This window comes from Streptomyces sp. GC420, from assembly GCF_009916105.1.
Lineage (GTDB): Bacteria > Actinomycetota > Actinomycetes > Streptomycetales > Streptomycetaceae > Streptomyces.
Genome location: NZ_JAAAXQ010000085.1, coordinates 1 through 23,951, shown reverse-complemented (window position 1 = coordinate 23,951; position 23,951 = coordinate 1). Strand labels below are relative to the sequence as shown.

The following is a 23,951-nucleotide window of genomic DNA, read 5'->3' as shown; positions in this document are numbered from 1 at the left end:
GTCCGGGAAGGGATACTCATCCGCCGCGCTTCGTCGCGAGCGAGTGCAGGAAGCGCATCAGCGTCGTCAGCGCGTCCCTGCTGGACTCCCTCTTCCGCGCGTCACAGTCGAACATCGGGATCTCGCCCGGCAGGTCGAGCGCGGTCCGCAGTTCCTCCAGGGGGTAACGGGGCGCGTCCGGGAAGTGGTTGATGGCGACGACGAAGGGCACGCCCCGCTCCTCCAGCCGGCCGATCACGTCGAAACTGACCTGGAGGCGGCGGGTGTCGACGAGGACCACGGCGCCGAGCGCCCCTTCGAACAGTCCGTTCCACAGGAACCAGAACCGTTCCTGGCCCGGTGTCCCGAAGAGGTAGAGCACCAAGCGGTCGCTGATGCTGATCCGGCCGAAGTCCATGGCGACGGTGGTGGCGGTCTTGCTCTCCACCCCGAAGTTGTCGTCCACGCCGACCCCGGCCTGGGTCATGGTCTCCTCGGTGGTGAGCGGACGGATCTCGCTCACCGAACCGACCATGGTGGTCTTTCCGACGCCGAAGCCCCCCACAATGACGATCTTGACGGCGGAGGTGGCCGTCGAGGGGAGCAGATCCGCGGCTCCGGGACCGGTGATCGTGCCGCTGATCGCGTCAGAGTTTCTGAAGTCCATGCATCACCGCTTCGAGAAGGGACACATCAGGCAGTGACGCGCGCGCGACGGGGGCGCGGCACTCGACCAGGTCGTGTTCGAGGAGATCGGTCAGCAGCGCGGTCACCACGCTGAAGGGCAGGCCGAGATAGGCGGAGAGCTCGGCGACGGAAAGCGGTGCCCGGCACAGCCGCAGGATGGTGGCCTGCTCCGGCTGGTGCGTGGGCGTGGGCTCGCGTTTGGCGACGACCATGGTGACCAGGTCGAGCGAGGCCCGCTCGGCGCCGTCGACGCCACCGGTGATCACATACAGCCGTTCGGGGTCCTTCGGCGTCGGGTCCTTGTCCCGGCGTTCTCGCTGGGGAGGCGGGGGCGGGGGAGTCATCCGGCCCGCCCGTCATGTCGCGGCGGGGCCGTCAGATGCGCTCCGATACGGACGACCATGTCCCTCATCCGGGCGCCCACCAGGCCGGGTTCGGCGATCTCTCCGGCCAGCACCGCGAGGTAGGCACCGGCTCCGGCGGCCATCAGATAGAACCGGCCGCCGGTGATCTCGATGACGACCATCTGCATCCGGCCGTCGCTGTGTTCCAGTTCCGTGGCGACCGCGGCGGCCAGGCTCTGCAGGCCCGCGCAGGCCGCCGCGAGCCGGTCGGCGCCGTCCGGGTCCCCGCCGTGCCGGGCGATGCGCAGCCCGTCCGCGGAAAGGACCACGATCTGCCGGATGTCCGGCAGTCCGTCGGCCAGTTCCTTGAGCATCCAGTCCATGTTTCCCCGTTGCTGGATCACTTGAGGTCTCCCTTGTCCCACGTCTCGTCGGTCTCCGGTGCCGGCATGGAAGACGTGTCCGTTCCGGCGGTGAACCCGTCCTGCGAGGGCTTTCCGCTGACGGCCCGCATGAAGTCGTCGAGCCAGACGCCGGGTTCCTTGTCCTTGTGGTCCCGGTCGTGGCCGCCGCCGTGCACCGGCTCGCGCGGGGCCGGCTCCGAGGAGGGCGCGGGCACCACGGGGCCGTTGAACGAGCCCCGCAGCCTGCTGCGGCGCTGCGGGAGACCGCCCGGGGTCCACTCGGTGACGACGGGGCCGTCGTCGTCCCCCAGTGACGCGGTCAGGGCCGAGGACGACGGCATCGGCATCGCCGGCATGGAGGGCTGGGGCCCGGTGGGCTTGCGCGGCTTCTTCTTGGGCAGCCGCTCCCGGTCACCGATCAGCTCGTCCTCGCTGTCGCCGCGCGGCTGGGCACCGGCGCCGATGCCGTGCGCGATGCCGGTCGCGGGGGCGGTGGTGACGATGTCGCTGGGCACGATGAGGACGACGCGGACGCCGCCGTACGCGGACTGCCGCAGCGAGATCTGCATGTTGTACATGCGGCAGATGCGGCCGACGACCGCGAGGCCGAGGCGGGGTGAGTCACCGAGGTCCTTCAGGCCCGAGCCCGCCTGCGCCTCCGCCAGCATGCGCTCGGCCCGCTTGCGGGCCTCCTCGCTGAGGCTGACGCCGCCGTCCTCGATCTCGATGGCGATGCCGGTCTGCACCTCGACGGCGGTGACGTGGACGCGGGTCTGCGGCGGCGAGTAGCGGGTGGCGTTGTCGAGGAGTTCGGCGCAGGCGTGGATGACGGGTTCCACGGCGGTGCCGACGATGCCGACCTTGGCGATCGAGTGCAGGTCGACGCGGCGGTATTCGAGGATGCGGGACATCGCGCCGCGCAGCACGCTGTACAGCGGTACGGGCTTGGGCCACTGGCGTCCGGGGCGGGCGCCGCCGAGGACGGAGACGCTGTCGGCGAGCCGGCCGATCAGCGCGGTGCCGTGGTCGATGCGCAGCAGGTCGTCGAAGACGTCGGGGTTGCGGCCGTGGAACTCCTCCATCTCTCGGAGTTCGCTGGCCTGTTGGTGCACGATCGACTGGACGCGGCGGGCGATGTTCACGAAGGCGCGCTGCGAGGCGTCTCGCACGGCTTCCTCGTCGTCCACGATCCTCAGCACGGAGAGCAGCAACTCGCGTTGAGCGTATGGCAGTTGCCGGTAGCGCTCGTCGCCGTCGACGATGTCGGCCATCACCTCCGCGGGCGAGTGGCCGCGGCGCAGCACGTCGACGGCGGCCGGCATCAGCTCCTTGGCCAGCCGCACGCTCTCCTCGTCGTACTCCGCGAGACGCCGCTCCAGGAACGCGACGCGCTGTCCCTGCTCCGCCCGCTGGACTCTCAACGCCTTGCCCCTGCGGGCGACTTCGGCGGCGTACGAGGTCACCACGAGGGTCGCGAGAGCGCCGGTCGTGGCCACCGGTATCCGGGCGGCCTCGGTCACCAGCGCCGTGCCGATGCCGGTGGCGGCCGACATCAGGGCAGCGGGCAGCAACAGCAGTCGGCTGAGAGGTGATTCCCGGTCACTTGGGTGCGATTCGACACGAACCATGTAGACCTTCTGACAGTCGTTTCGGAAGGTGATATGTGCATAGGTTCAGAACAGTTGGTACATATGAAGGAATTCATATCAACTCGGCGCGCATTCGAGTGAGGTTAGCCGACTGGATCAGAGCGGCGGCATATTCACCCAAGACCGAGCACCGGCCGTTCCGCCGGGACTAGACTCACGAAATTTGCACGGCGGGCCGTGGTTTACTCACCAAGAGTCACCGGATCGGGGGATGTAGGGCGGAACAGCTGACGGATGAGGCGTCAGCGTGCGTCACCCGCAGGAGGGGATGATCCGGGCTCCCGGCACTTGGCCTACGCCGCGTCGTCCGGGGAGTCCGGGGAGTCCGGCCGTGTGCCGGCGCTGCGGGAGCCCTCGAGTGAACCGGCTCCGGGCGGGTGGGCGGAGCGGACCGGAATCCGGCGGAAGCGCGCGGACACAGACCGGCGCGAGGGCGCACGCCCCGGCTCGGCGCGCAGTGTGTCGGCCGACGCGCCCGCGGGGAAGCGCGCCCGGCGCGGGTAGACTTCGGCCCGCCGCCCCCTCCCGCACGTACGTCGCGCGCCGGGACCGCGCGCGGGCCAAAGCGGTTCCGGTCCGCGCGAACGGGCCTTCCGCCGGACGCCCACGGCCGGTCCGGTGCCGCATCTCCACCGCGAGCCGGCCCACCGCTTGTCCGGGGTCTGCCCGCCGCACGGCCTCTGCCCGCACACGGAACACGCCGCGAACGGAGCGACCCTATGAGCCGCCGCATACAGATCACCTTCGACGCCCACGACCCGCGGGCGCTGTCGTCCTTCTGGCGCGACGCCCTGGGCTACGTCCACCCCGGCCCGCCCGGAGTCGACCTGCCCGAGGGCGCCGACCCGCTGGCCGCGTGGGACGACTTCCTCGCCCGGATCGGCGTGCCGGAGGAGCAGCGCAACACGAGATCGGCCGTCGAGGACCCGGACGGGGACGGCCCACGGCTGTTCTTCCAGCAGGTCCCGGAGGACAAGGTCGCCAAGAACCGGGTCCACCTCGACATCCGTGCGGCTCCCGGACTGGAGGGAGAGGAGCGGATGGCCGCGCTGGAGGCCGAGTGCGAGCGGCTCGTCGCGCTCGGAGCGACTCGGGTCCGTCGCGACGAGCCCGCTCCCCCGATGAGCGCCGGCTTCATCGTGATGACCGACCCCGAGGGCAACGAGTTCTGCCTGGACTGACGCCCGGACGGCGGCTCAGCCTCGGCCGCGGACACCCTCGGCCGTCCTCGCGGCCGGGGGAGCCGGCCGTGACGAGGTGCCCCGGCGCGCCGTCACCGGGCAGCACCCTGCTGCCCGGCCGGCCCGGTGATGGCGAGCCGCGGCGGGGACGGGCAAGGAGGACGCCGGTGAAGGCGGGGCGGGACAAGGCCGCACGGGCCCGTGTCGACGTCACGCGGAATGAATCCGTGCGGCTGCCCCGTGTCACCCCCCGCAGCCGCCCGCAGCCTCGTCATCCCTGTCCCCGGTCCCCGCGAGCGCGGTCGCGGTGGCATGGGCGAAGGCCTGCGGATTGTCCAGCATGATGTTGTGGCCGCAGTCCGGGACCGCCACCACGGCCACTCCCGCCCCGGCGAGCGCGCCGGCGCCCGGAAGCGGGCCGTCGGCCTCGGGCAGCAGGTAGGTACGGGGAATCTCCAGGCCCAGGAGGAGTTCGCGCACGGTGGGGACGGTGCCGAGGGTCAGAGAGACCGCGCTGCGGTGCAGGGCCTCACGGCCGGCCAGGCGCATGGTGGCCCACCAGTGCGGACCGACCCGGTCGCGTACCTCTTCCCAGCCGCCCGCCAGGAACGCCTGCTCGGAGTAGGCGGCGATGCCGCTGCTGCCGCCGGAGCCGGGCCGACGGGGCAGCGGGTCCAGGTTGGCGTCCACCAGGACCAGGCGGGAAACCAGGTGCGGGTGCCGTGCGGTCAGGACGATGGCCACCGAGCCGCCCATGCTGTGCGCGATCAGCTCCGCTCCGGCGACACCCGCGAAGGTCAGGGCGCCGGCGAGGGCATCGGCGTGCGACTCGAGGGTGTAGTCGAAGTCCGTCGGCCGGTCGCTGAGGCCGTGACCGAGCAGGTCGATCAGGAGCGTGCGGTGGCCGGCCAGCAGTGGATGTACCGCGATCTCCCCGAAGTAGGCGGGCGAGGTGGCTCCCAGACCATGCACGTAGACGCGGCAAGGTTCCTTCCCCGGCAGTTCCACCCAGCGGATCCGGTCGTCCTGTGGTGTCACGACGGCACTGCGCACAGCCTGCTTCCCCCTGCGGTCGGAGTCGATGGACGGACGAGAGTAACCGCGTCGGCTCGTCGCGTCCCTGTGATTTCGCGGCCCGGGTGGTGCTGGCCGGCAGCCGGCGGGGGTGCGGTCCGGGGCGAGCGGGTGCGTCTTGGGCGCGAGCGTCCCGGGTCCGTGCGGGAGGGAGCGCGAGCCCGGTACGGGCGTCAAGCCCGGCCGCTCAGGTCAGGACGAGCGTCACCCTGCTGAGGCCCATCCCGTCCAGGGCCTTGGGCGTCTCGCTCACCAGCCTGCAGTCGGTCCGCCCCCACCGGGAGTCCGGGTGCCTCAACGGCCGTACGTCGCCGTCGCAGTGTGCGGCGGCGGTTCCCACGGACCGTACCCAGCGGGGCAGTCCGTCACAGTATGCGGCCTCCATGATCGGGTCCCGCGCGATCTCCCGGCGGATGGCCTGGAGGGCGCGGTCACGCGAGCCGGTGTCCGACTTCATCTCCTCGGCGAAGCCGGCGAGCATCGGCAGGCACCAGCTCGTCTCGTGTTCCGCGAGCACATTGCGGGCGTCCGGGTGGAAGAGCACGAACCGCAGGAAGTTCCGCCTGGGCATGGCTGTCGGGTGGGGCCTGATCCCCTCGAAGAGCGCGTCGAAGGCGGAGTTGGCGAGGGCCACGTCCCACCGGCGGTCGTGCAGGAAGGAGGGAAAGGGGACGGCCTCCATCATCGCGGCGTAGTCCCGCAGATAGGCCCGCATGTCCGGGGCCTTCGACACACTGCTCACCTGGCGCTGTTCCCGGCCTTCCTCGGGCTCGGCCTCCACCGGACCGGCCTGCGGGCAGCGGCCCGCGGACGGCACGGAGGAGAGGTGTCGCGCCGGCTGGACCGACGCGGTCGGGGCGCGGCGTCCGCCGGGCGCGGGGACGCCGTGCCGTCCCAACCCTGCATCGCTCGCCATCCCGTACCTCTTCCCGCGGTCCTGCCCAGGGTGCTTCGCGTTCCGCCCAGGGGCTGTTACGTAAGGTGTCCGAGTTCACGCCGCTCGGCGATCCTGACCCTCGCGAATCAAACATGTCAACTATCGTGGCATTCTCGCCCGGTCGACACTCCATTCCCGCCACAGTTGTGGCACGATCTGGCCGTTGACCCGCGAAACCGTTAGCCTCCGCACAGCCCGCTGTATGCGGAGCGACCTCGCAGGATCTAGGAGACCCACTGGTGACAGCCGGCTTCCCGATGTCAGACCCGGCGGCCGAGGACCGTCCCCTCGCGGCCACCGCCGCCCGTGTCGCGGAACTCGCCGACCGGCTCGGGCTGAGCCGCGGCGAGGTCTTCGGTCCCGAACGGCTCTCCGCGGCATCGGGCGTCCCCGTCGATGTCGTCACGGCCCTGCTCGAGGGACGGCCGGCCGGGGAACCCGACCTCCAGGCGCGTTTCCTCCAGCGGTTCGGTCTGCTGCGCAGGACCCGTCTCAAGCCCAACGGCCGCCGTCACACCCAACAGGAGATCGCCGACGGCACGGGCATGTCACGCCAGCAGGTGGGCGCGCTCATCAACGGCGACCGGCGCCCCACCATGGAGCACTGCGATGCGATCCAGCGATTCTTCAAGGTCCACGCCGGCTTCCTTACCGCCGACGACGCCGACGCCCTCGCCGGAGCCCTGCAGCACGCCGAGCAGGAACTCCTCCAGACCCTCGCCGACCGCGAACGCGAGGCGGTCCTCGTCCCCGACCTCGGCGACGACCCCCTGCAGCGGCTCCTCGAGGACCACGGAGTACGCGGCATCGCCTGGCGGGCCGCCCAACTGCCCACCGACAAACACCGCGACAAGGTCACCGAGTGGCTCGACATGCTGCTCGAGAACGTCAGACGGTCGGAATCCTGATCGGGTGACTGACGCAGTCGGTGACCACGTCACCGATCCGGTACCGGGTTCCGGTCTCCTCACGGGACCGGGCGACGTCTCGACGAGTTGGCAGCGGGGAAAACGGTGGGCATAGGCAAGGACATGCGGCAGCTGTGCGGCGAACTGATCGCGGAGATCAGTCTGCCGGTCCCGGCGGAACCGGCGGCGCTCTACACCGCGCTCTGCGACGGCATGAGCCGACGTCGCGGCCGTCCGGTGCGCTACCGCACCGCCGCCTTCCCGCCGGGCACCGCCAGCGGGCTCTGGCTCGACATGAACGAACAGGACCTCATCGTCATCGAGGAACGCACTGCCCCGGACCACCAACTCGTGATCCTGGGACACGAGTTGTGGCACATGAAGGCTGGGCACTGCACACACCACGTCGATGGAGCGGGTGTCGCCGCCCGGCTGCTGTCCGACGAGGCGGATCTGCGAGCCACCGTGCTCAAGGTCGCCGCCCGCACCACCTTCGACCAGGACGAGGAGAACCAGGCCGAGCGCTTCGGACTGCTGCTGGCCAGCAAGTGCCGTGCCTGGCTCGCCGGTTCCGCCCTGCGCGGCCCCGTGCGGCGCGACGGGCTCGCCGGTCGCATCGAGACCTCGCTGGGCTACCGCGGGCCGCAGGGCTAGGCGTGGACGGCTCCTCCTACTACATACCGGCTGTCGTGATGGCGGCTGCCCTCGTCTTCAAGCTGCCTGCTCTGGCGCGCGGTTGGCGGGACCCCCTGCTGCGGTCGGTATGCGCGCTGCTCGCCCTGGCGGCCGCGGTGTTCGCCTTCGCCGCCCCTCCGACGATCGCCGCCGTCAACCGTGCAACCGGCATCCCCAATGTCTCCGCGCCGCTCGTGTACGCGCTGCTGAGCGCCTTCAGCGCGTCCTGCCTGGTGCTGATCGTCTACTGGCGCGGCGGCCCGCCGGAGCAGACGCGCCGTGTCGCCCGGCGGCTGATCGCCGGATACGGCGTGGTGATCGTCGCGCTGATCGTCCTCTTCGTCCTGGGGAACGCGCCGGTCGAGCGGCTGCGGGACCTGGACACGTACTACGCCAACACCCCGTTCATCCGCGAGATGATCGTGCTCTATCTCGTGGCGCTCACCGTCGCGGGTGTGGCGATGAACGTGCTCTGCGGGCGCTGGGCACTGGAAGTGGGCGGCTGGCTGCGTGCGGGCCTCCTGGTCATCGTGCTCGGCTACCTGTTCAACCTCGCCTACTGCGTTACGAAGTTCGCCGCGGTCGCCGCCCGCTGGGCGGGCGGCGACGGGGACTGGGACGGACTGAGCACCTACGTGGCCCCCATCCTCGCCTCGGCGGCGGCTCAGGTCAGCGCGATCGGATTCTGTCTTCCGCTGGTGGGCCAGCGGCTGTCGGGCATCTGGAAGACCTGGTACGCGTACCACCAGCTGGATCCGCTGTGGCGCGAGGTGCGCACTCTCGGCCCGCGCGACGCGCGGCCCGTACGTCTGTCCCTGTGGCCGTCCGCGGAACTCCGGCTCACCCAAAGGGAGTCCGCCATTCACGACGGCGTGCTGGCGCTGATTCCCTACTTCGATCCCGGGGTCCGCGAAAGAGCGTACGAAGCGGCCAGGACCGCACGGTGCGACCCGGCGCAGGCGCGGTGCATCGCCGACGCGGCAATGCTGGCGGCAGCGGTACGGGCCCGGTCCGCGGACCCCGACGGCAAGATCATAAACTTGGCGGACGAAGTTCCGCCCACGGCGGCCGAAGCACCGTACGACCTGGTCGGAATGTCCACCGCCTTGCGTCAGTCACCCATCGTCGCGGCAGCCAGACGGCACGCGGCCAGGTCAGAGAGCGACTCCCATGAGCGAACCCCATAGAGAGCGCCGGGGCTCCGACTCCCGTCACGCCGTCGTCATCGGCGGCGGAATGGCCGGAATGCTGGCCACCGCCGCGCTGAGTCAGTACGTCGACAAGGTCACCGTCGTCGAGCGTGACTCCCTGCCCGCCGGGCCCGAGCCGCGCAAGGGCCTGCCCCAGGCCCGGCACGTCCACCTCCTGTGGTCCGGTGGCGCCCGGGCCATGGAGGCCCTTCTGCCGGGGGTGACGGATCGCTGGCTCATGGCCGGAGCCCGGCGGATCCCGCTGCCCACCGGCCTGGTCTCCCTGCAGGCCCAGGGCTGGCTGCGGCGCTTCCCCGAGATGCAGTTCGTGATCGCCTGCAGCCGCGACCTGCTCGACTGGATCGTACGGCGTGACGTCATGGCCCTGCCCGGCGTGACCGTTCTCGAACGCACCGAGCTGCTCGGCCTGGAGGGTGACGCGGGCCGGGTGGCCGGTGTCCGGGTACACGCCCCCGGAGGGACGGAGGAGGTGCTGACGGCGGATCTCGTCGTCGACACCTCCGGTCGCGGTTCCCGGGCCGTCGCGTGGCTCGGCGCTCTCGGGGTCCCCGAGGCGCACGAGGAGGAGGTCGACTCCGGGCTCGCGTACGCCAGCCGCGTCTTCCGGGCACCCGGCGGCACGCACGACTTCCCGGTCGTCAACGTCCAGGCCGACGCACGGCAGCCCGTACCCGGCCGGACGACGACCATCGTTCCCATCGAGGACGGCCGCTGGCTGGTCACCCTCTCGGGTACGCGCGGCGGCCAGCCGACCGATGCGGCCGGCGAGTTCGAGTCCTTCGCGCGGGGAGTCCGGCACCCCGTGGTCGCTGAACTCATAGCTCACGCCGAGCCGTTGACAGACGTCTTCGTCTCGCACAGCACCATCAACCGCCGCCGCTTCTTCGAGAAGATCCAGGCGTGGCCGGACGGCTTCCTGGCCCTCGGCGACTCCGTCGCCACCTACAACCCCGTGTACGGTCACGGCCTGTCCGTCGCTGCCCAGGGCGCCCTCGCCCTGCGCGACATCCTCGCCGCCCACGATCTCGCCGCACACGGCCTCGCCCACCGTATCCAGCGCGCCGTCGCCCGTCCCGTGTCCACGGCCTGGGACCTGGCCACCGGACAGGACATCCTCTACCCCGACGCTGTGGGCAAGCAGCCCGCGATCACCTCCCGGCTCCTCCGCCGCTACGTCGACCGCCTGATCCTCACTGCCACCGGCCGTCCCCTCGTCGCCAAGGCCCTCTTCGACGTCATGACCCTCTCGGCGCCCATCACCACGCTGGTGAAGCCGGAAGTGGTCACGGCGGTGGTGCGGGGGCCGCTGAAGAAGCCGCTGGACGGGCCGCCACTGACGGAGAAGGAACTGGCGGCAGTGGTCCAGGGTCCGTCCGGGGCGGCCGGCTGACGGCACCCTCGTACGGACAGCGCGACGTACGCACCGCGCCGGACGTCCGCCGACCGGACCGGCGGCGGGCAGGCCGGCGGACGGGCGGACGGGCAGGCCGGCGGACGGGCGGACGGGCAGGCCGGCGGACGGGCAGGCCGGCGGTCGGGCGTCGGTCCTGGCAGGGCACCGGCCGCCCGGTCTCGGCGCCGCTTCCTCGTCCGAGGCGCGGCGGGCCCGCCTCTCCGTGACCGGCGCGGCGGATGCCCGGCCGCCTCACAGCGTCAGGAACGCCGTGCCCACCGCCGACAGCGCCTCGCCGAGCGCACGGCCCGCCGCCGTCAGCACGTCCGGGCCCACGCGAGGTGGCCGTGCCGAGCCCCGGCCGGCGGCCACGCACCGGCAGCCGCCCCGGGGGTCAGCCGGCGAGGGCCCACCGCACCGCCGCGACGACGCAGACGACGATCGGAGGCGCGAACCACCACGGCCCGAGAGCCCGCCGCGAGGAGGGCGCGGCGGTGATGAGCAGGGCGAGGGCGCCGACGGCGATGGCCAGCGCGGACATGAGGGTGATCGCCCCGCGCGCGGTGTCGTCCCAGGGATGCGACGGCCGGGTGATCAGCGCGGTCCAGCAGAAGAAGGCCGCGATGAGGTGCAGGATCACCAGCGGGACGCCGAGCACCCATCGAAGGCACCCCTTCTCATCGGCGTCCGGACTCTCTACAGTACGGTCCCGCATCAGCGCAGCGCTTCCCTTGCCTGATCGATGTCGTCGACGAATCGCCGCCCGTACGCCTGGGCGCGGCCGTCCTCCCAGTACGGTCCACCGTTGTACCGGGCTGCGAGTTCCTGGTACTGGGCGGGGGTCATCTCCTCCGGTGGCACCCCGGCGAACTCACTCTCCGCCTTCAGCTGGGCCAGGTACTCGGAAGCGATGAAGATGTTCTGCCCAGGGTCCTGCAGGGACGCCTCCACGGTCGTCCGCTGCTGCTCGGTGAGGTTGGCCGGGTCGTAGCCCAGGACCTCCGCGCCGCGGCGCAGTTGGATGGCGATGGGACCGAAGGAGGTTTCGTCGGGATCACCACCGAGCCTCGACGGCAGGTTCTCCGGCGCGATCGGGCTGAGTCCCCACGGAGCGTCCGCCTGCTCGCGAATGGTATCTACCACGTCGTCGGCGATCCCGGGCTGGCCGCCGACCTCCTGCCACGCGATGCCCGCCACCACGTCCGCCGGCAGCCCCGCGTTCCTCGCGGCGGCCTCGATGATCTCCTTGTTGGCGGCGATCCATTCCTTGCGGTCCTGGTCGGACGAGGGTGGAATCCAGTAACTGTCCGTCGCGGCGGGCAGGCCCGCAAGCTGCGACCGGATGTCCCGGAGCCTCGGCGAGACCGGGGTGTCGCCCACGGGCGCCTGGAGGTCCCGCTTGCCCCCGCTTCCGGGCAGATGGGTCAGGGGGTTGCTGCGGGCCTCGGCGGCTTCGCGTCGCATGTCCGCGATCGCGGAGAGGACGTCCACGCGATCGACGGATCTGATGCGGAACTCGGGCAACAGGTCGTAGGCCTGCTTCAGACCGTGCACGCAGATCTCACGGGCATCCTTCTCGCAGGTCTTCGCCAGGTGGAAATCACCTCCCGCGGCGTCGTGCAGCCGGTTGGCCTCGTCCCTGATGTCGTCGACGTCCATCGTGAGTTCGGCGAAGAAGTCCATGACACCGGTCGTCGCCCTCATGTCCTCCCACTGACGCATGGGCTCCGCCGCCTGTGCCTCACGGGTGATGGCCGTGCCCTTCGTGCCGATGAGGTCCGCGAGTGCCCGCTCGTTCGCCTTCCCGTTGGAGTAGTGGCTCTTGGCCGTCTCCAGCGCCAGGGCGTACGCGCGCAGGGCGCTCGCGGCCTTCCCGTAGCCCTCGGCAAGGCCGGTCAGCAGTTTTCGCGCCTCCGCGACGCGTGCTTCGTACCGCCTGCTGCCCTCGCTGTGCCAGTGTGTCTTCTTCTCCGCCCGGCCGGCGGGATCGTCGACCTCCACCAGCATGTCGCGTACGCGCTGGTACTCGTCGGCGTTGCGCTCGATGAGGGCGGGACTGCAGTCCTCCAGGAACTGGACGTCCTTGCGATAGCTGAGCCCGCTCATCGTGCCTCCGGTGACACGTACTCTCCCTCGAGCACGACGTCGAGGTAACGCCTGGCCTCGCCGCCGTCCACCTTCACCAAGTCGCTCCCGGCGGTCCTCAGCTTCGTGGACAGCGCCGCGAAGAGGGCGACGGCGTCCTGGAACTGGTCGTCGGCGAACCTGCTGAAACGATTGACCTGCGCGGCGACGTCGCTGTGCGCCCGAGGTACCCGTGCCGTGGTGCAGAGATCGCCGTCCGGTCTTCCCTCGTACAGGAATCCCGCGATCTCGACCAGCAGGTTCGCGTTCCCGTTGATGGAATCCGTGTTGTACTCGAGTCCCCCACCCGGCGCGCCCCCCGGTCCCGGCCGGCCGCCGCCTCCCGGGTCGGCCACCTGGTTGAGCCGCATGGCAGTGGACTGGCGTGCCAGCGCTTCCGCCTTCAGCGCGGCCCACTCCTCGTCGAACGACATGTACTCCCCCGTTGTCATCCGCTGCTTGCGTGAGCAAAGATCAATGTTATCAACTCACGTCCCACTGGAACAGGTTGGGCCGGTCGGGTGCCTCCGTGCGCACGACGCTCCGCCGCCGCCGTCCGGTCGTCCGGGCGCTCGGCCGATCACGCACGGATCCTCCCGAGGCGTGCCACGGCCGATGCCGCCTCCGTCACTCCGGCCGGTGTCAGTGGCCGCCGTCAGGATCCCGGCACTGAACTCCAGGCGGGAAGGCGCGCTGCCCTCCCGAGTACGACCCACGTGAGAAGGACACCGGAATGAACGACATCGCGGCCTCCTACCGGCTCCTGCCGGGTGCGCCGGAATCCCCCGTGATCCTGCACGTCCCCCACTCCTCGCGGGCGATACCGGCAGACGTGCGGCGCGGCATCGTGCTGGACGACGCCGCGCTGGAGCGGGAGTTGGACCACATCACCGACTCGCACACGGCGCGGATCGCGGCGGCCGCCGCCTTGCGCTGCTCCGCGACGCCCTGGCGGTTCGTCAACGAGCTTTCGCGGCTGGTGGTCGATCCCGAGCGGTTCCCGGACGAGCGGGAGGAGATGCTGGCCGCCGGCATGGGCGCGGTCTACACACGGACCACTCGGCGGGCCGTACTGCGACCGGACGGCTTCGACGCCCGGCCCCTCCTCGACCGGTACTTCCACCCGTACGCAGCCGCCATGACGGAGGCGGTGGCGGAGCGGCTGGACGCCGTGGGACGCGCGGTCGTCATCGACGTGCACTCCTATCCGGCCGAGCCGCTCCCGTACGAACTCCACGGCGAAGGCCCGCGGCCGCCCGTCTGCCTGGGCACGGACGGCTACCACACCCCGCAGGACCTGCGGGCCCTGGCCGGGAAGGCGTTCGCGGGCTTCGGCGGTACGGGCGTCAACAGCCCGTTCGAGGGCGCGTACGTCCCGCTGGAGTACTACGGACAGGACCCGCGGGTCAGCGCGCTGATGGTGGAGATCCGCCGGGACGTGTACATGCGCGAACCGGGCGGCCCGGCGGGTCCGGGCCTCGACGCGCTCGCCGGCGCGCTGGCCGAACTGGTCGACGCGGTTGGACGGGTGGGAGCGGTGGGCTCGGCGTAGCCCGCGTCCTCCCACGAACCGAGGAGCCGCCTCGGCCCGCGCGAAGGCCGGGCCGAGCGGCTGCCGGCTCAGCACAGGCACCGCTCGCGCCGACGCACCACCGCGCGCCCTGCCCCGGCGGGCGCGGCTGCGCCACACTGGGGCTGCTCGGCGTCTCGCCCGTGCCGGTCTGTGCGGGTACGGGCCCGATCGGGGGGAGTGAGCGCCGCCGTGACCGACGACCCGTCCGACGAGGAGATCCTGAAGTCGATCGGTGAGCACCTCGGGCGCTCCGGCAAAGCGGCGCCGCACCTGGCCGGCACCGCCCGGATCACACGCATACCGGTCCTCGACTGCGGTATCACTCGCTGCGTCGAGTCCCGCACCGAAGGGCCGGAGCGGCGGCCCGGCACGTTCGACCTGTCGGGCCGGCCGACGTACGAATCGCTGACCGAGTACGGGCTCGATCCGCCCGCGGAGCCGCGCGACAGGACGCTTCGGCTGGTGAAGCTCGGCTCGGTGCGCGAGGAGTCCTGCGGCTGCGGCAACGGTGCCCACCAGTGCCCCCGGTGCTCGGGGCGCGGACATCTGCCCTGCGAACCCGCCACGGTCTGCGCGGAGTGCTCCGGGATCACACCCTGCACGCAGTACCTGAAGCACGGAGACTCGCGCGGTCCTCGCGGCAGACCGCCCAAGGCGAACCGCAAGCCCGCCCGCGCCGAGGAGCGAGTGACGTGCGAGGGCTGCGGAACACCCGGGAGCGCCTGTGCCCGGTGCCGTGGCTGGGGCAGGACGGCGTGCGACACCTGCGGTGCCGCCGGTCGTGTCAAGTGCCCCAAGTGCGGAGGCTCGGGGACGGAGCAGTGCGAGCGGTGTGCGGGCAAGGGCTGTCTGACCTTCTGGACGGAGGGACGCGTCGTGTGGGCCGCCACTCCGGAATCCGTACCGGCCCCCGAGCCCCCGTGGTTCGTCCGGTCGGAGTTGGAGGCCGCCGGCGCCTGGAAGACGGCCGTCCTCTCCATCGACGACCCGCTGCCCGACGACCTGGCCGCGTCGCACCGTGCGGTCCTCGAGCCGCGTCTCGTCCGGCGGAAGGACGAAGTGGCGCGCCGGGTACGGCTGCGCCGCCTGGCGCTCGCCAGGGTCGAGTTGGCCGGCGACCGCGACCGGGTGTTCTACGTCTTCCCTGCCCGCACCGGACGGCTCGAGGTCGCCGGACGTCCCTCCCGGCGAAGGGTGTCACGCGTCGCGGTGGCCGCCGCGGGGTGCCTGACCGCGGTGGTGCTTCTGGTACTCCTGATCCGCTGACCGTTCCTAATCAGTGAGCAGGAGTGGGTCCCTGGACCCAATCCTGCGTATCTGGTGCATCCCGAACGGTTGTGGATGCGCTGGTCGCCCGCGTTCGCTCCGCGTCCGGTGGCACGCATCGTGTGCGTGGTCCGGGGATGCGGGGGCGGGTTTCCTCACGCCCCCGGGTGCCGCGTCCGGCCTGGGCGGTCCGATGCCCGCGACGATCGCTCCGGTCGTCGTGGAGCGGTGCCGTCCGTCGCCGGATGCGGTGCCCGGGGGCGCGTCTGCCGATCGCCACGGCAGCACTGTCGCGGGTGGTCCTGCGGGTCTTCGAGGCCGCATGCGCCGGTGGCCACCGTCCCTTCCCCCGCCCCCATCTGCGCCAGGCGTAAACCGATCGGTCCCTCACCGCTCGTACGGCTGACGCAGGCGACGTACGCGTATCGATCACGTCCGGGGAAAGGAGAATCTCCGGGCGGGCGCGTCACTGCGCGTGAGGGCGTGAGGGGGTCGGGTGCGGTGCCGAGTCAGGACGGACGGTTCACCAACGAGCTGGGCGGCACGGTGCACGGCCCGGCCGTTCAGGCCCAGACGGTGTACGGCGGCATCCGGATCGGCGCCGGGCCGAACGACGCGGCACCGCAGACTCCCTGGCAGCTGCCGCCGTCGGCCCGCATCACCGACCGCACGGCGGAACTCGGGGTCCTGGAAGGCAACCGTTCCCGTGCCGTGCGGGAAGGCCGGCCCGTACTGGCCGCGGTGAGCGGTCTGGGCGGTGTCGGCAAGACGGCGGTCGCGCTCGCCTGGCTGCGCACGCTGCGGTCCGCCTACCCGGGCGGTCAGCTGTACGCCGATCTGGGAGCCCAGTCTCCGGCGGGTCCGGCGGACCCCGTCGAGGTGGTGGGCCGCTTCCTCCGGGCCCTGGGCGTACCCACGCCGTCGGTGCCCGCCACACTGGCCGAACGCAGCGCTCTCTACAGGTCGTTGACCCATGACGGACGGCTCGTTGTGCTGCTCGACGACGCCATGAGCGCGGCTCAGGTGCGGCCGCTGCTGCCAGGGATGGGAAACGTGACCGTCGTGACCAGCCGATGGCGGCTGCCGGGGCTGACGGTCGACGGCTGCCGCCCGGTGCACCTCGAGCCCCTGCGCCCTGAGGCGGCGGTCGAGCTGTTGGCGGACACGTTGGCCGACGGCCGAGTGGCTGCCCATCCCGATGACGCCCGTGAACTGGTCGAGCTGTGCGCGGGGCTGCCCCTGGCGGTACGGGTCGTCGGTGCCCGACTCGCGGCACGCCCGGGGCGGGACATCACGGCGATGGTTCGAGCCCTGGAAGAAGAGCACCGCAGACTGGGGGAGTTGGCCATCGAAGGCGACCACAGCGTCCGTGCCTCGCTCGATCTCTCCTACCGCGCCTTGCCGGAGCGGGCCGCCAGGCTGTATCGGCTGCTCGGCATGCACCCGGGCACGGAATTCGGTACTGCTGCCGCGGCCGCCGCGCTCGCCTGCGGCACGGCCGAGTGTGTGGAGCCGCTGGAGGCGCTCCATGACGCGAGCCTGCTCATGGACGCGGGTGAGGAGCGGCACCGGATGCACGATCTGGTGAGACTGCATGCCACCGCCAGGGCGGAGGAGGACGAAGACGCGTCCGAGCGGGCCGCGGTGCTGCGGCGGTTCGCCGACCACTACCTGGCGAGCGCGACCCGCGCCGAGGAGATCGTCGACCCGCAGCACCGGTCCCTGCCTCGTGACTACGGCCCTGATCCGGTGGTCGTCGCGGACCCGGGAGGCGGGACGGAGGACGCACTGGACTGGCTGGAGCGCGAGCTGCCCAACATGATGACGGTGATCAAGCTGGCCCGGCCCGCCGGCTTCCCCTCCGTCGCATGGCAGCTCGCGGACGCTTTGTGGCCGCTGTTCCTGCGGCGCAAGTTCTACCGCGACTGGCAGGCTGCGCACGACGAAGGCCTCGCCGCCGCACGGGACTTACGGGACACGGTGGCCGAGTGCCGGATGCTCACCTCCGGCGGTATGGGTGTACTCGGCGCCGGGGAGCACGAGCGTGCCCTGTCGATGTTCGAGCATGCGGAACGGCTGTTCCTGGACCGCGGTGACGGTCTGGGGTCCGCGCGCACCCTCAACTACCAGGGCCTGGCCCATCAGAGGCTCGGCCGTCTCGACCGGGCCACCGCGCTCTTCGCCCGGGCCGCCGAGGAACTGCCCCGGCACGGCGATCGCCGTGCCGGGGGGTTGGCGCGGCTCAACCTCGCCGACGTCGCCCTGGTCAGAGGGCTCTACGACGACGCCGTCACCGGAGGCGAAACGGCGCAGGCCGTGCTCCGGGAAGCCGGAGACACCTACAACGTCGCTCGGGCCGCCATTGTCCTGGGCCGCGCGCACCTCGGCGGTGGACGGCTGGAGCAGGCCGAGGAGCACTTGGTCGGGGCAGTAGTCACCTTGCGCGGCATGGCCGCCGGCTACGAGACCGCCCGCGCCGTGGAGAGCCTGGCCCGGCTCGCCGAACGGCGCGGGCGGCCCGGACTCGCCTTGGAGCGTTACCAGGAGGCCCGCGAGCTGTACGACGCGGCGGGCCGGTCGCACACTCCGGAGGCCGTGGCGGTTCGGGCCCGCATCGGACAGTTGCCGCCTCCCTCCGGCGGTGTCACAGGCTGACTTCTCGCCCCGAACGGCTCCGGGCGGACCGAGGGCATGAGATCGGCCGTCACCGCTGCCAGGACTGCGAGGGGCAGACCTGACACAACCAGCGCGTGGACGAGCGAGGCCGTTGTTTCCCAGCCGCCTTCCGGCGCAGCCGCGGGGACCCGGGACGGTCGCGCGACGAACCGCAGCGTGTGTTCCCAGGCCGTGCCGGAGTCCGCGTGTCGCACAGGACGCAGACGTACGCAGCAGACCGGTCCGGCATGCACCGCCACCAGCAGGGCACCGGAGTGACGGGCCGTCAGCTCTGCTGCTCTGCGCGCCGGCTCCTCCGCGGTCGTGCCGTGCCGCACGCCGCTCCCGGGGCGGCCCTCGTCCAGGTCCTCGATCAGCACGTCACCGAGCCGGGGCCAGGGTTCCGCCGCGGGGAGCCTGACACACAGGTGCTCATCCGTCACCGGATCGCCGGTGCACAGGGGCGGCGGCAGGAGGACCCGGACCCGGTGCACCGGCCGGGGACCGCGCAACCCGTTCCGCCCGTCGGCCGCGGCGGTCTCCGTCTCGCCCACCGCCGTACGCCGCACCACGGCAGACACATGCCTCATCGCGCCACACCGTCCGGTTCGCCGTAGCGCACCAGGAGGGGAGGACGCGCCGGTGCCGTTGCGGGGTGCGCGGCCGGTGGCCGCAGCCGCAGCTTGCGGTAGAGCAGGGCGCGCATTCTGCGCGCGAACCGGCCCGGTTCCGAGGAGATGCGGGCCGCGACGCGCTTGTACCGATGCGTGCGGTACGCCGAGGAGCTGCGCTTGAGCTGCTCGGCCAACGGCCGGTCGGGGCGTACCCGGGCCGCGAAGGAGCACAGTTCGGCCATGGGTGAGCCGGGGTCCACGGCGGCGTCCTCCCGGCCGGCCATCAGGACGGGTGCGCCGGTCATGGTCCCGTAGAGCGACACGGAACCGTGGTCACCCACGACGTAGTCCGCGGCGACGAGCGCTCCGGTCCAGTCCCCGTGCTGGCTGACCAGAACGATCCCGGATCGCACTGCTCCGGCCAGCCACGCACGGACCTGCCACTCGCCGTGCGCGTTCCACACGTGCGGGTGCAGCAGCATCACCAACCGGTACTTGTGCTCGGGAAGCTCGTCGACGAGTCGTTCCAGCACGCGCCTGCCGTGGCCCAGCAGGGAGTCGGGGCCCCAGGTGGAGCAGGCGAGGACCAGCCGCTGCTTCGCTCCGACACCGAGTTCCTTGCGGTAGGCGTCACGCCGCGGCAGGCTCGCGGCGATGCGGTCGAAGCACGGGTCGCCGACGACTTCGGCGGCGGAGAGCGCCTCCGGGCACTCTCTTCCCAGCCGTGCCAGTTCCTCCTGATGGGCCAGCACGATGACTTCCGGGATGAGCGCGCCGTCCCGGATCAGCCGCTGTCTGCTGAGGCCGTAGGCGCCGCTCCCCCTGATCGCCCGCAGGCCGCGCCCGACGGTCGTGACCTTGTTGTGTCCGGCACCGTGCGGTATCACGATCACGGGTGCGTGGAGTTCGTGAAGGCTGCCGTGGGCCGCGGCGAGCGCCAGGTCGAACTCTGTGTGGACCGCCTGGCTCCAGGGCAGCACCAGGCCCCTGAGGCGCTCCAGGAAATCACCGACGCCGTTGCTGAACACATCGGGTGCGGAGGTGAAGAAGACCTGCACCCGGAAGTCGCCCTCCAGCAGGCGCAGGACGTCGAGCAACCGCTGTCCCGTGAGCACGGTGTGGACCACCACCAGGATTCGTCGGCACGTTCTGCGAGTGGCCCAGCGGCCGAAGTCCAGCCGCACCGGCACGTGTCGCCAGTGCGGCTCCGGCACTGTCACGCTCATCGTTTCCGTTCCCCCGTTCGTCCTCCCGGCCGCCGCGATCACTCCGTCTCGGTTCGCGGCGGTCCGAGTCCATGAGGCCTTGGTGCCCCTTGGGGTTGGACGGCAGGCTTGCAGGAATCCTGCATTCCCGCCTCTTGGACACAACCGCGCCCTCCCGGGAGCCGGTCGCGCCGGGGCTGTGCGCCGGTCGCGCTTCCGTGCGCCGCCGCCTCCACCCTTGGCGCTGCCCCATGCGTTGGTTGAGTACTGGATGAATGCCGTACGGGCACCTGCGCCACCGGGCGCGGCGGCGGACAGAGGCACACCGGTCGGGGGCGATGGTGGACCTTCTCGCTCTGGGCCCCCTCGAGCTGTGGCACGGGGGGCAGCAGTTCGCGCTCGGGTCGGTGAAGGAGCGCTGCGTGCTGGCGGTCCTGATCCACGCCCGGGAGAAACCCGTCAGTGTGGACACGCTGCTGGACCGCGTCTGGGACCGGGAACCTCCGCCAACGGCCGTCGACAACCTGCACACTTACCTCTCCAGGCTGCGCGGTCGGCTGCGCCTGGCGGCCGGCGGTGAACCGGCCGGTGTGGACAGGGTCTCGTCCCGGCTGTACCGACTGCGCATCGCCCCGGAGCGGGTGGACCTGACGCGCTTCCAGCGGCTGCGCGCCGACGCCGCCGCAGCGGTCGGCCGTGGCGATCCGGAGATGGCCATCGGGTTGCTGCGGGAGGCCGAGGCCCTGTGGCGGGGCGAGCCGCTCGCCGAGTTCTCCGGTGTGTGGGCCCACTCCGTTCGCGCCCGGCTGGTCGAGGACCACCGCCGGGTGCGCGAGCAGCGGATGGGGCTGGAGCTCGAGTCGGGGCGGCATGCCGACCTCATCGGTGAACTGCGCGAGCTCGCGGCCCAGAACCCCACCGCCCAGCAGGTGGTCGCATCGCTGATGCTGGCCCTGTACCGCTCGGGAAGACCCGAAGAGGCCCTCGCCCTCTACCGGACCACCCGCGGGATTCTGCGCGAACGGCAGGGCATCGAGCCGGGGCCGGAACTCCGGAACCTTCACCGGCGGATGCTCGAACAGGATCAGGCACTCATGGGCACGAGTCCCGGTGCTGCGGCCGCCACGACTCCCGTGACGCCAGTGCGGTCCATGGCGCCCGTGCCGGAACCACGCAACACGCTGCTGCGCGACACGCCCGACTTCACCGGGCGTGCGAGTGAGTTGCGCATCCTGCTCGACGGTGCGGGGAGGCATGGCACGTCCTCCGGCGCCGCGTCGACGGCGCTGCCCGTGACCGTCGTCCACGGTATGCCCGGAGTCGGAAAGACCGCGCTCGCGCTCCATGCGGCGCACCGGCTCACCTCTTCCTACCCCGACGGCCAGTTCTACGTCGACCTGTTCGGCTACAGCGGTCGGCAGCCGCTCGACCCCTCCGAGGCCCTGACGCTCCTCCTCCGTGCGGCGGGACTGTCCGTGGACACGTCCGCCTCACCGGACGAGCGGGCCGCCAGGTGGCGGGAATGGACGGCGCGCCGCCGGGTGCTCCTCGTCCTCGACGACGCCCACGACGCCGCCCAGGTAAGGCCGCTGCTTCCCGGTGCCTCCGCCTGTCGCGCGCTCGTCACCAGCCGGAGCACGCTCGCCGGGCTGGAAGGCGCGGCCTCGCTCCATGTCGACGTACTCTCGGGGGCGGAGGCCGCTGCGCTCTTCACCCGGGTCTCCGGCGCCCTCCGGAGGCCGGCGGACGCGGCCGACCTGGGACGCGTCGTGGATGCCTGCGGTCGTCACCCCCTCGCCCTCCAGATGCTGGCCGGGCGGTTCCGCCACCGGGAGTCGTGGGACTTCCGGCATCTCCTCGACCGCCTGTCCCGGGCCAGGGATCCCCTCGACGAGTTCGACGGATCCGTCCTCTCTGTGTTCCGGTTCTCCTACGCCGGCCTCGGCGAGCAGGCGCAACGGCTGTTCCGGCTGCTCGCCCTCAACCCGGGCCCCGACATCACGCTCCGCGCCGCCGCCGCGCTTGCGGACTCGTACGGCGCGCCGCCCCCGTGCGGTCGGCCGGAGGGCGTGCCGGGGCGGGCGCGGGAGCACGACGTGGAGGACGGGCCGAGGAGCGGGTGGGTGCGCCGCGCCGTCGAAGAGCTTCAGGACGCGAGTCTGCTCGAAGAACCCGTGCGCGACCGTTTCCGCCTCCACGACCTCGCACGCGCCTTCGGGCTCCGGGTGGGTGCCGGCACCGATCCCGAACAGGTGCGCCGCAGAGCCGTCGAGCGCCTTGTGTCCTACTACCTCACCGGCGCCCACAGGGCCGACTGCCTCGCCCACCCGCATCGCCGGCCGCTGCCCCTGGGAGCGGAGCTGGAGTCCCGCCACGCGCCGTGGTTCTCCGGCGCCGACGAGGCATCGGTGTGGCTCAGCGTGGAGCACGCCAACCTGGTGTCCGCCGCGCGTCTCGCGGCCACCGACTTCCCGCCGTACGCCGCGCTCTTCCCGCATGTCCTCGCCACACCGCTCAAGTTCTGGGGCACCCACGGCATCGCGACGGAACTGTACGACTCCGCCGTGCCGGTCCTGCGCGCCTCCCGCGACCGGGCCGCCCTGGCCCGCACGCTGACCGGACGAGCCGAACTGCTGGCGCAGAAGAACCACGAAGAGGCGCTGCGCTGTGCGACGGAGGCCGTGGCGATCCACGCGGAACTCGGCGATCCCAACGGCCTTGCCGACGCTCTTCTGCAGTCCGGCCGCGCCCGGCTGGCCGCCGGCCGCGGGAACACGGCGCTGGTCGTGGTGGAGCAGGCACTATCGCTCTACAGGGAGGCCGGCGACCGCTCCGGGGAGGCCGAGTGCCTGAACGTGCAGGGCATGGCCCTCTTCTACGCCGGCCGTTACGAGGAGGCACTGCACCGGCTCGAGACCATGCGGGACATCAACGCCGGTCTGTCGGACTTCTACGGCGTGGCGAAGGCGCTGAACAACATGGGCGAACTCCTGTCCCAGCAGCACCGGTACGAGGAGGCCCGCGCATGCTACGAGCAGTCCTCGGTACTGATGCGGCAGCACGGCGGACGGCAGGACATCTCGATCGTCGACACCAACCTCGACACGGTCCACCTGGCGACCGGGCAGGCGGATCGCGCACTCGGCCACTTCCGCAGGGCCCTCGACAGCCACCGCGCGGGGGGTGATGCGCTGGGCGAGGCGGATGTGCTGATCTCGCTGGGCACGACGTACGCCGCGACCGGGCGGCACGACGAGGCGCTGCAGCACTTCGGAATGGCGCAGGACGTCGCCCGCAGCATCGGCAACCCGTACGAGCTGCAGCGGTCACTGATCGGCACGGCGGATGTGCACCTGCGGTCCGGGCGGCAGGAGCAGGCCCTGGCCGCTTACCGGGAGGCCCTGGAGCTGGCGCAGGCCGTGGGGTTCCCCATGGGCGCCGCGCACGCGCTCGCGGGGCTCGCCCGCGCGGGGTCCCTGTCCGCGGAGGGGCGCGGCGAGACGGCCTGCCGCAACGGCGAGCGGGCGGTCGCGCTCTACCGGCGGCTCGGGGCCACCGGCGAGGCGGAGAAGCTGCGGGCCTTCCTGGCGTGCCGCGAGTCGACCGGCTCCTGAGTGACCCTCAGGAGCCGGGAGGGGAATCATTCACGGTCGCCGAGGATTCACCAGATCCAGCGGAACGGGCCCATTGTCATGAAGGTGACACCTCCACTCATGCAGAGGTTGAGGCAAAACCGACGAACGGTACACACTGATTGATCGTCCTGTCATGCGGGGGCGGAAACATCGGGCAACTCGTGCCGATGTGACCACACTAGTCATACGAGCGACGCGGTGGGCGGGAGATGCCTGCATTCCGGAACAGAACCAACCGGTCTCTTCTCACCGCGCCGCCGCCCCGTGCGTGAACCGCGCCCCTCACCCACCTGCCGCACCGCTGTCCGGGCCGTCCACCGAACGCGGCGGGACGGAACCCGAGTTGTGGAACGTCAGGCCCGAGAAGTGCTGCCCCTGCACGACAGGGCCGTACTGGACTCCCCCGCTGACGACGTTGTGGACCGTGCCCCCCTGCC

The 23,951-nt window shown here is 71.6% G+C and carries 19 protein-coding genes and 1 pseudogene; 9 read left to right on the top strand and 11 right to left on the bottom strand.

The window, feature by feature from the left end; genetic code table 11:
• Nucleotides 1-16: 16 nt before the first annotated feature.
• The 4 genes from GUY61_RS13490 to GUY61_RS13475 are packed head-to-tail and all read right to left on the bottom strand — an operon-like array spanning nt 17 to nt 3,042.
• A complete protein-coding gene (locus tag GUY61_RS13490; RefSeq protein ID WP_166630366.1) occupies nt 17-646 on the bottom strand; it encodes an ATP/GTP-binding protein in 630 nt (209 codons plus the stop codon).
• The gene (locus GUY61_RS13485; protein ID WP_166630365.1) at nt 627-1,010 is read right to left on the bottom strand and encodes a DUF742 domain-containing protein; all 384 of its coding nucleotides are present in this window, start codon (nt 1,008-1,010) and stop codon (nt 627-629) included. The genes GUY61_RS13490 and GUY61_RS13485 overlap by 20 nt, the downstream gene beginning before the upstream one ends.
• Nucleotides 1,007-1,414, bottom strand: coding sequence for a roadblock/LC7 domain-containing protein (locus GUY61_RS13480; RefSeq protein ID WP_166630364.1), 408 nt, complete (start codon nt 1,412-1,414; stop codon nt 1,007-1,009). Before GUY61_RS13480 ends, GUY61_RS13485 begins: the two co-directional genes overlap by 4 nt.
• The gene (locus tag GUY61_RS13475) at nt 1,411-3,042 is read right to left on the bottom strand and encodes an ATP-binding protein (protein ID WP_166630363.1); all 1,632 of its coding nucleotides are present in this window, start codon (nt 3,040-3,042) and stop codon (nt 1,411-1,413) included. Before GUY61_RS13475 ends, GUY61_RS13480 begins: the two co-directional genes overlap by 4 nt.
• Nucleotides 3,043-3,782: 740 nt before the next feature.
• Here GUY61_RS13475 and GUY61_RS13470 point away from each other — a divergent pair.
• Nucleotides 3,783-4,244 carry a VOC family protein gene (locus GUY61_RS13470; protein ID WP_166630362.1) on the top strand — a complete coding sequence of 154 codons (462 nt, stop codon included), beginning with the start codon at nt 3,783-3,785 and terminating at the stop codon, nt 4,242-4,244.
• A gap of 243 nt (nt 4,245-4,487) precedes the next feature.
• Here GUY61_RS13470 and GUY61_RS13465 read toward each other — a convergent pair whose 3' ends face one another.
• Both GUY61_RS13465 and GUY61_RS13460 read right to left on the bottom strand, forming a co-directional pair.
• Nucleotides 4,488-5,297 (bottom strand): alpha/beta fold hydrolase, encoded by an 810-nt coding sequence (locus tag GUY61_RS13465; protein WP_166630361.1) that lies wholly within the window; start codon nt 5,295-5,297, stop codon nt 4,488-4,490.
• A 208-nt stretch (nt 5,298-5,505) separates the two neighbouring features.
• Nucleotides 5,506-6,033 (bottom strand): hypothetical protein, encoded by a 528-nt coding sequence (locus GUY61_RS13460; RefSeq protein ID WP_166630372.1) that lies wholly within the window; start codon nt 6,031-6,033, stop codon nt 5,506-5,508.
• Between the two features lie 461 nt (nt 6,034-6,494).
• On the opposite strand from GUY61_RS13460, the gene GUY61_RS13455 reads away from it, so the two are divergent.
• The 4 genes from GUY61_RS13455 to GUY61_RS13440 all read left to right on the top strand — a co-directional run bounded on the left by GUY61_RS13455 (nt 6,495) and on the right by GUY61_RS13440 (nt 10,439).
• Nucleotides 6,495-7,163, top strand: coding sequence for a helix-turn-helix transcriptional regulator (locus GUY61_RS13455; protein ID WP_398955333.1), 669 nt, complete (start codon nt 6,495-6,497; stop codon nt 7,161-7,163).
• A 123-nt stretch (nt 7,164-7,286) separates the two neighbouring features.
• Complete coding sequence (locus GUY61_RS13450) at nt 7,287-7,817, top strand: toxin-antitoxin system, toxin component (RefSeq protein WP_166630370.1); 531 nt, start codon at nt 7,287-7,289, stop codon at nt 7,815-7,817.
• Nucleotides 7,818-7,819: 2 nt separating this feature from the next.
• Nucleotides 7,820-9,025, top strand: a complete 1,206-nt coding sequence (locus GUY61_RS13445; RefSeq protein WP_166630360.1) for an MAB_1171c family putative transporter — start codon at nt 7,820-7,822, stop codon at nt 9,023-9,025.
• Nucleotides 9,009-10,439, top strand: a complete 1,431-nt coding sequence (locus GUY61_RS13440) for an NAD(P)/FAD-dependent oxidoreductase (protein ID WP_166630359.1) — start codon at nt 9,009-9,011, stop codon at nt 10,437-10,439. Before GUY61_RS13445 ends, GUY61_RS13440 begins: the two co-directional genes overlap by 17 nt.
• A gap of 397 nt (nt 10,440-10,836) precedes the next feature.
• On the opposite strand, the gene GUY61_RS13435 is transcribed toward GUY61_RS13440, so the two are convergent.
• The 3 genes from GUY61_RS13435 to GUY61_RS40140 are packed head-to-tail and all read right to left on the bottom strand — an operon-like array spanning nt 10,837 to nt 13,018.
• Nucleotides 10,837-11,157 (bottom strand): hypothetical protein, encoded by a 321-nt coding sequence (locus GUY61_RS13435; RefSeq protein ID WP_243766425.1) that lies wholly within the window; start codon nt 11,155-11,157, stop codon nt 10,837-10,839.
• A complete protein-coding gene (locus tag GUY61_RS13430) occupies nt 11,157-12,548 on the bottom strand; it encodes a hypothetical protein (RefSeq protein ID WP_166630358.1) in 1,392 nt (463 codons plus the stop codon). The genes GUY61_RS13435 and GUY61_RS13430 overlap by 1 nt, the downstream gene beginning before the upstream one ends.
• Nucleotides 12,545-13,018 carry a hypothetical protein gene (locus tag GUY61_RS40140; RefSeq protein ID WP_398955327.1) on the bottom strand — a complete coding sequence of 158 codons (474 nt, stop codon included), beginning with the start codon at nt 13,016-13,018 and terminating at the stop codon, nt 12,545-12,547. Before GUY61_RS40140 ends, GUY61_RS13430 begins: the two co-directional genes overlap by 4 nt.
• A gap of 281 nt (nt 13,019-13,299) precedes the next feature.
• On the opposite strand from GUY61_RS40140, the gene GUY61_RS13420 reads away from it, so the two are divergent.
• Together GUY61_RS13420 and GUY61_RS13415 are read left to right on the top strand one after the other, a co-directional pair.
• Entirely contained in the window at nt 13,300-14,118 is an 819-nt protein-coding gene (locus GUY61_RS13420) for an N-formylglutamate amidohydrolase (protein WP_166630357.1), read from the top strand.
• A gap of 210 nt (nt 14,119-14,328) precedes the next feature.
• A complete protein-coding gene (locus GUY61_RS13415; RefSeq protein WP_166630356.1) occupies nt 14,329-15,405 on the top strand; it encodes a hypothetical protein in 1,077 nt (358 codons plus the stop codon).
• A 6-nt stretch (nt 15,406-15,411) separates the two neighbouring features.
• Here the strand turns inward: GUY61_RS13415 and GUY61_RS40135 are convergent.
• A pseudogene (locus GUY61_RS40135) lies at nt 15,412-15,721 on the bottom strand (IS200/IS605 family accessory protein TnpB-related protein); the annotation flags it as partial.
• A 185-nt stretch (nt 15,722-15,906) separates the two neighbouring features.
• Between GUY61_RS40135 and GUY61_RS13405 the strand changes: the two are divergent.
• Nucleotides 15,907-18,060, top strand: a complete 2,154-nt coding sequence (locus tag GUY61_RS13405; protein ID WP_313896647.1) for an NB-ARC domain-containing protein — start codon at nt 15,907-15,909, stop codon at nt 18,058-18,060.
• Between the two features lie 586 nt (nt 18,061-18,646).
• Here GUY61_RS13405 and GUY61_RS13400 read toward each other — a convergent pair.
• A complete protein-coding gene (locus GUY61_RS13400; protein WP_166630355.1) occupies nt 18,647-19,900 on the bottom strand; it encodes a hypothetical protein in 1,254 nt (417 codons plus the stop codon).
• Nucleotides 19,901-20,217: 317 nt separating this feature from the next.
• Between GUY61_RS13400 and GUY61_RS13395 the strand changes: the two genes are divergently transcribed.
• Nucleotides 20,218-23,493 carry a BTAD domain-containing putative transcriptional regulator gene (locus GUY61_RS13395; RefSeq protein ID WP_166630354.1) on the top strand — a complete coding sequence of 1,092 codons (3,276 nt, stop codon included), beginning with the start codon at nt 20,218-20,220 and terminating at the stop codon, nt 23,491-23,493.
• The last annotated feature ends 458 nt before the right edge of the window (nt 23,494-23,951 follow it).

Bases quoted from the DNA above. Each gene is read 5' to 3' on its own strand.
- GUY61_RS13450 (WP_166630370.1), top strand. From the start codon at position 7,287: ATGCGGCAGCTGTGCGGCGAACTGATCGCGGAGATCAGTCTGCCGGTC.
- GUY61_RS13440 (WP_166630359.1), top strand. From the start codon at position 9,009: ATGAGCGAACCCCATAGAGAGCGCCGGGGCTCCGACTCCCGTCACGCC.
- GUY61_RS13475 (WP_166630363.1), bottom strand. From the start codon at position 3,042: ATGGTTCGTGTCGAATCGCACCCAAGTGACCGGGAATCACCTCTCAGC.
- GUY61_RS13460 (WP_166630372.1), bottom strand. From the start codon at position 6,033: ATGCGGGCCTATCTGCGGGACTACGCCGCGATGATGGAGGCCGTCCCC.
- GUY61_RS40140 (WP_398955327.1), bottom strand. From the start codon at position 13,018: ATGACAACGGGGGAGTACATGTCGTTCGACGAGGAGTGGGCCGCGCTG.
- GUY61_RS13470 (WP_166630362.1), top strand. From the start codon at position 3,783: ATGAGCCGCCGCATACAGATCACCTTCGACGCCCACGACCCGCGGGCG.
- GUY61_RS13435 (WP_243766425.1), bottom strand. From the start codon at position 11,157: ATGCGGGACCGTACTGTAGAGAGTCCGGACGCCGATGAGAAGGGGTGC.
- GUY61_RS13420 (WP_166630357.1), top strand. From the start codon at position 13,300: ATGAACGACATCGCGGCCTCCTACCGGCTCCTGCCGGGTGCGCCGGAA.
- GUY61_RS13485 (WP_166630365.1), bottom strand. From the start codon at position 1,010: ATGACTCCCCCGCCCCCGCCTCCCCAGCGAGAACGCCGGGACAAGGAC.
- GUY61_RS13430 (WP_166630358.1), bottom strand. From the start codon at position 12,548: ATGAGCGGGCTCAGCTATCGCAAGGACGTCCAGTTCCTGGAGGACTGC.
- GUY61_RS13395 (WP_166630354.1), top strand. From the start codon at position 20,218: ATGGTGGACCTTCTCGCTCTGGGCCCCCTCGAGCTGTGGCACGGGGGG.
- GUY61_RS13490 (WP_166630366.1), bottom strand. From the start codon at position 646: ATGGACTTCAGAAACTCTGACGCGATCAGCGGCACGATCACCGGTCCC.
- GUY61_RS13400 (WP_166630355.1), bottom strand. From the start codon at position 19,900: ATGAGCGTGACAGTGCCGGAGCCGCACTGGCGACACGTGCCGGTGCGG.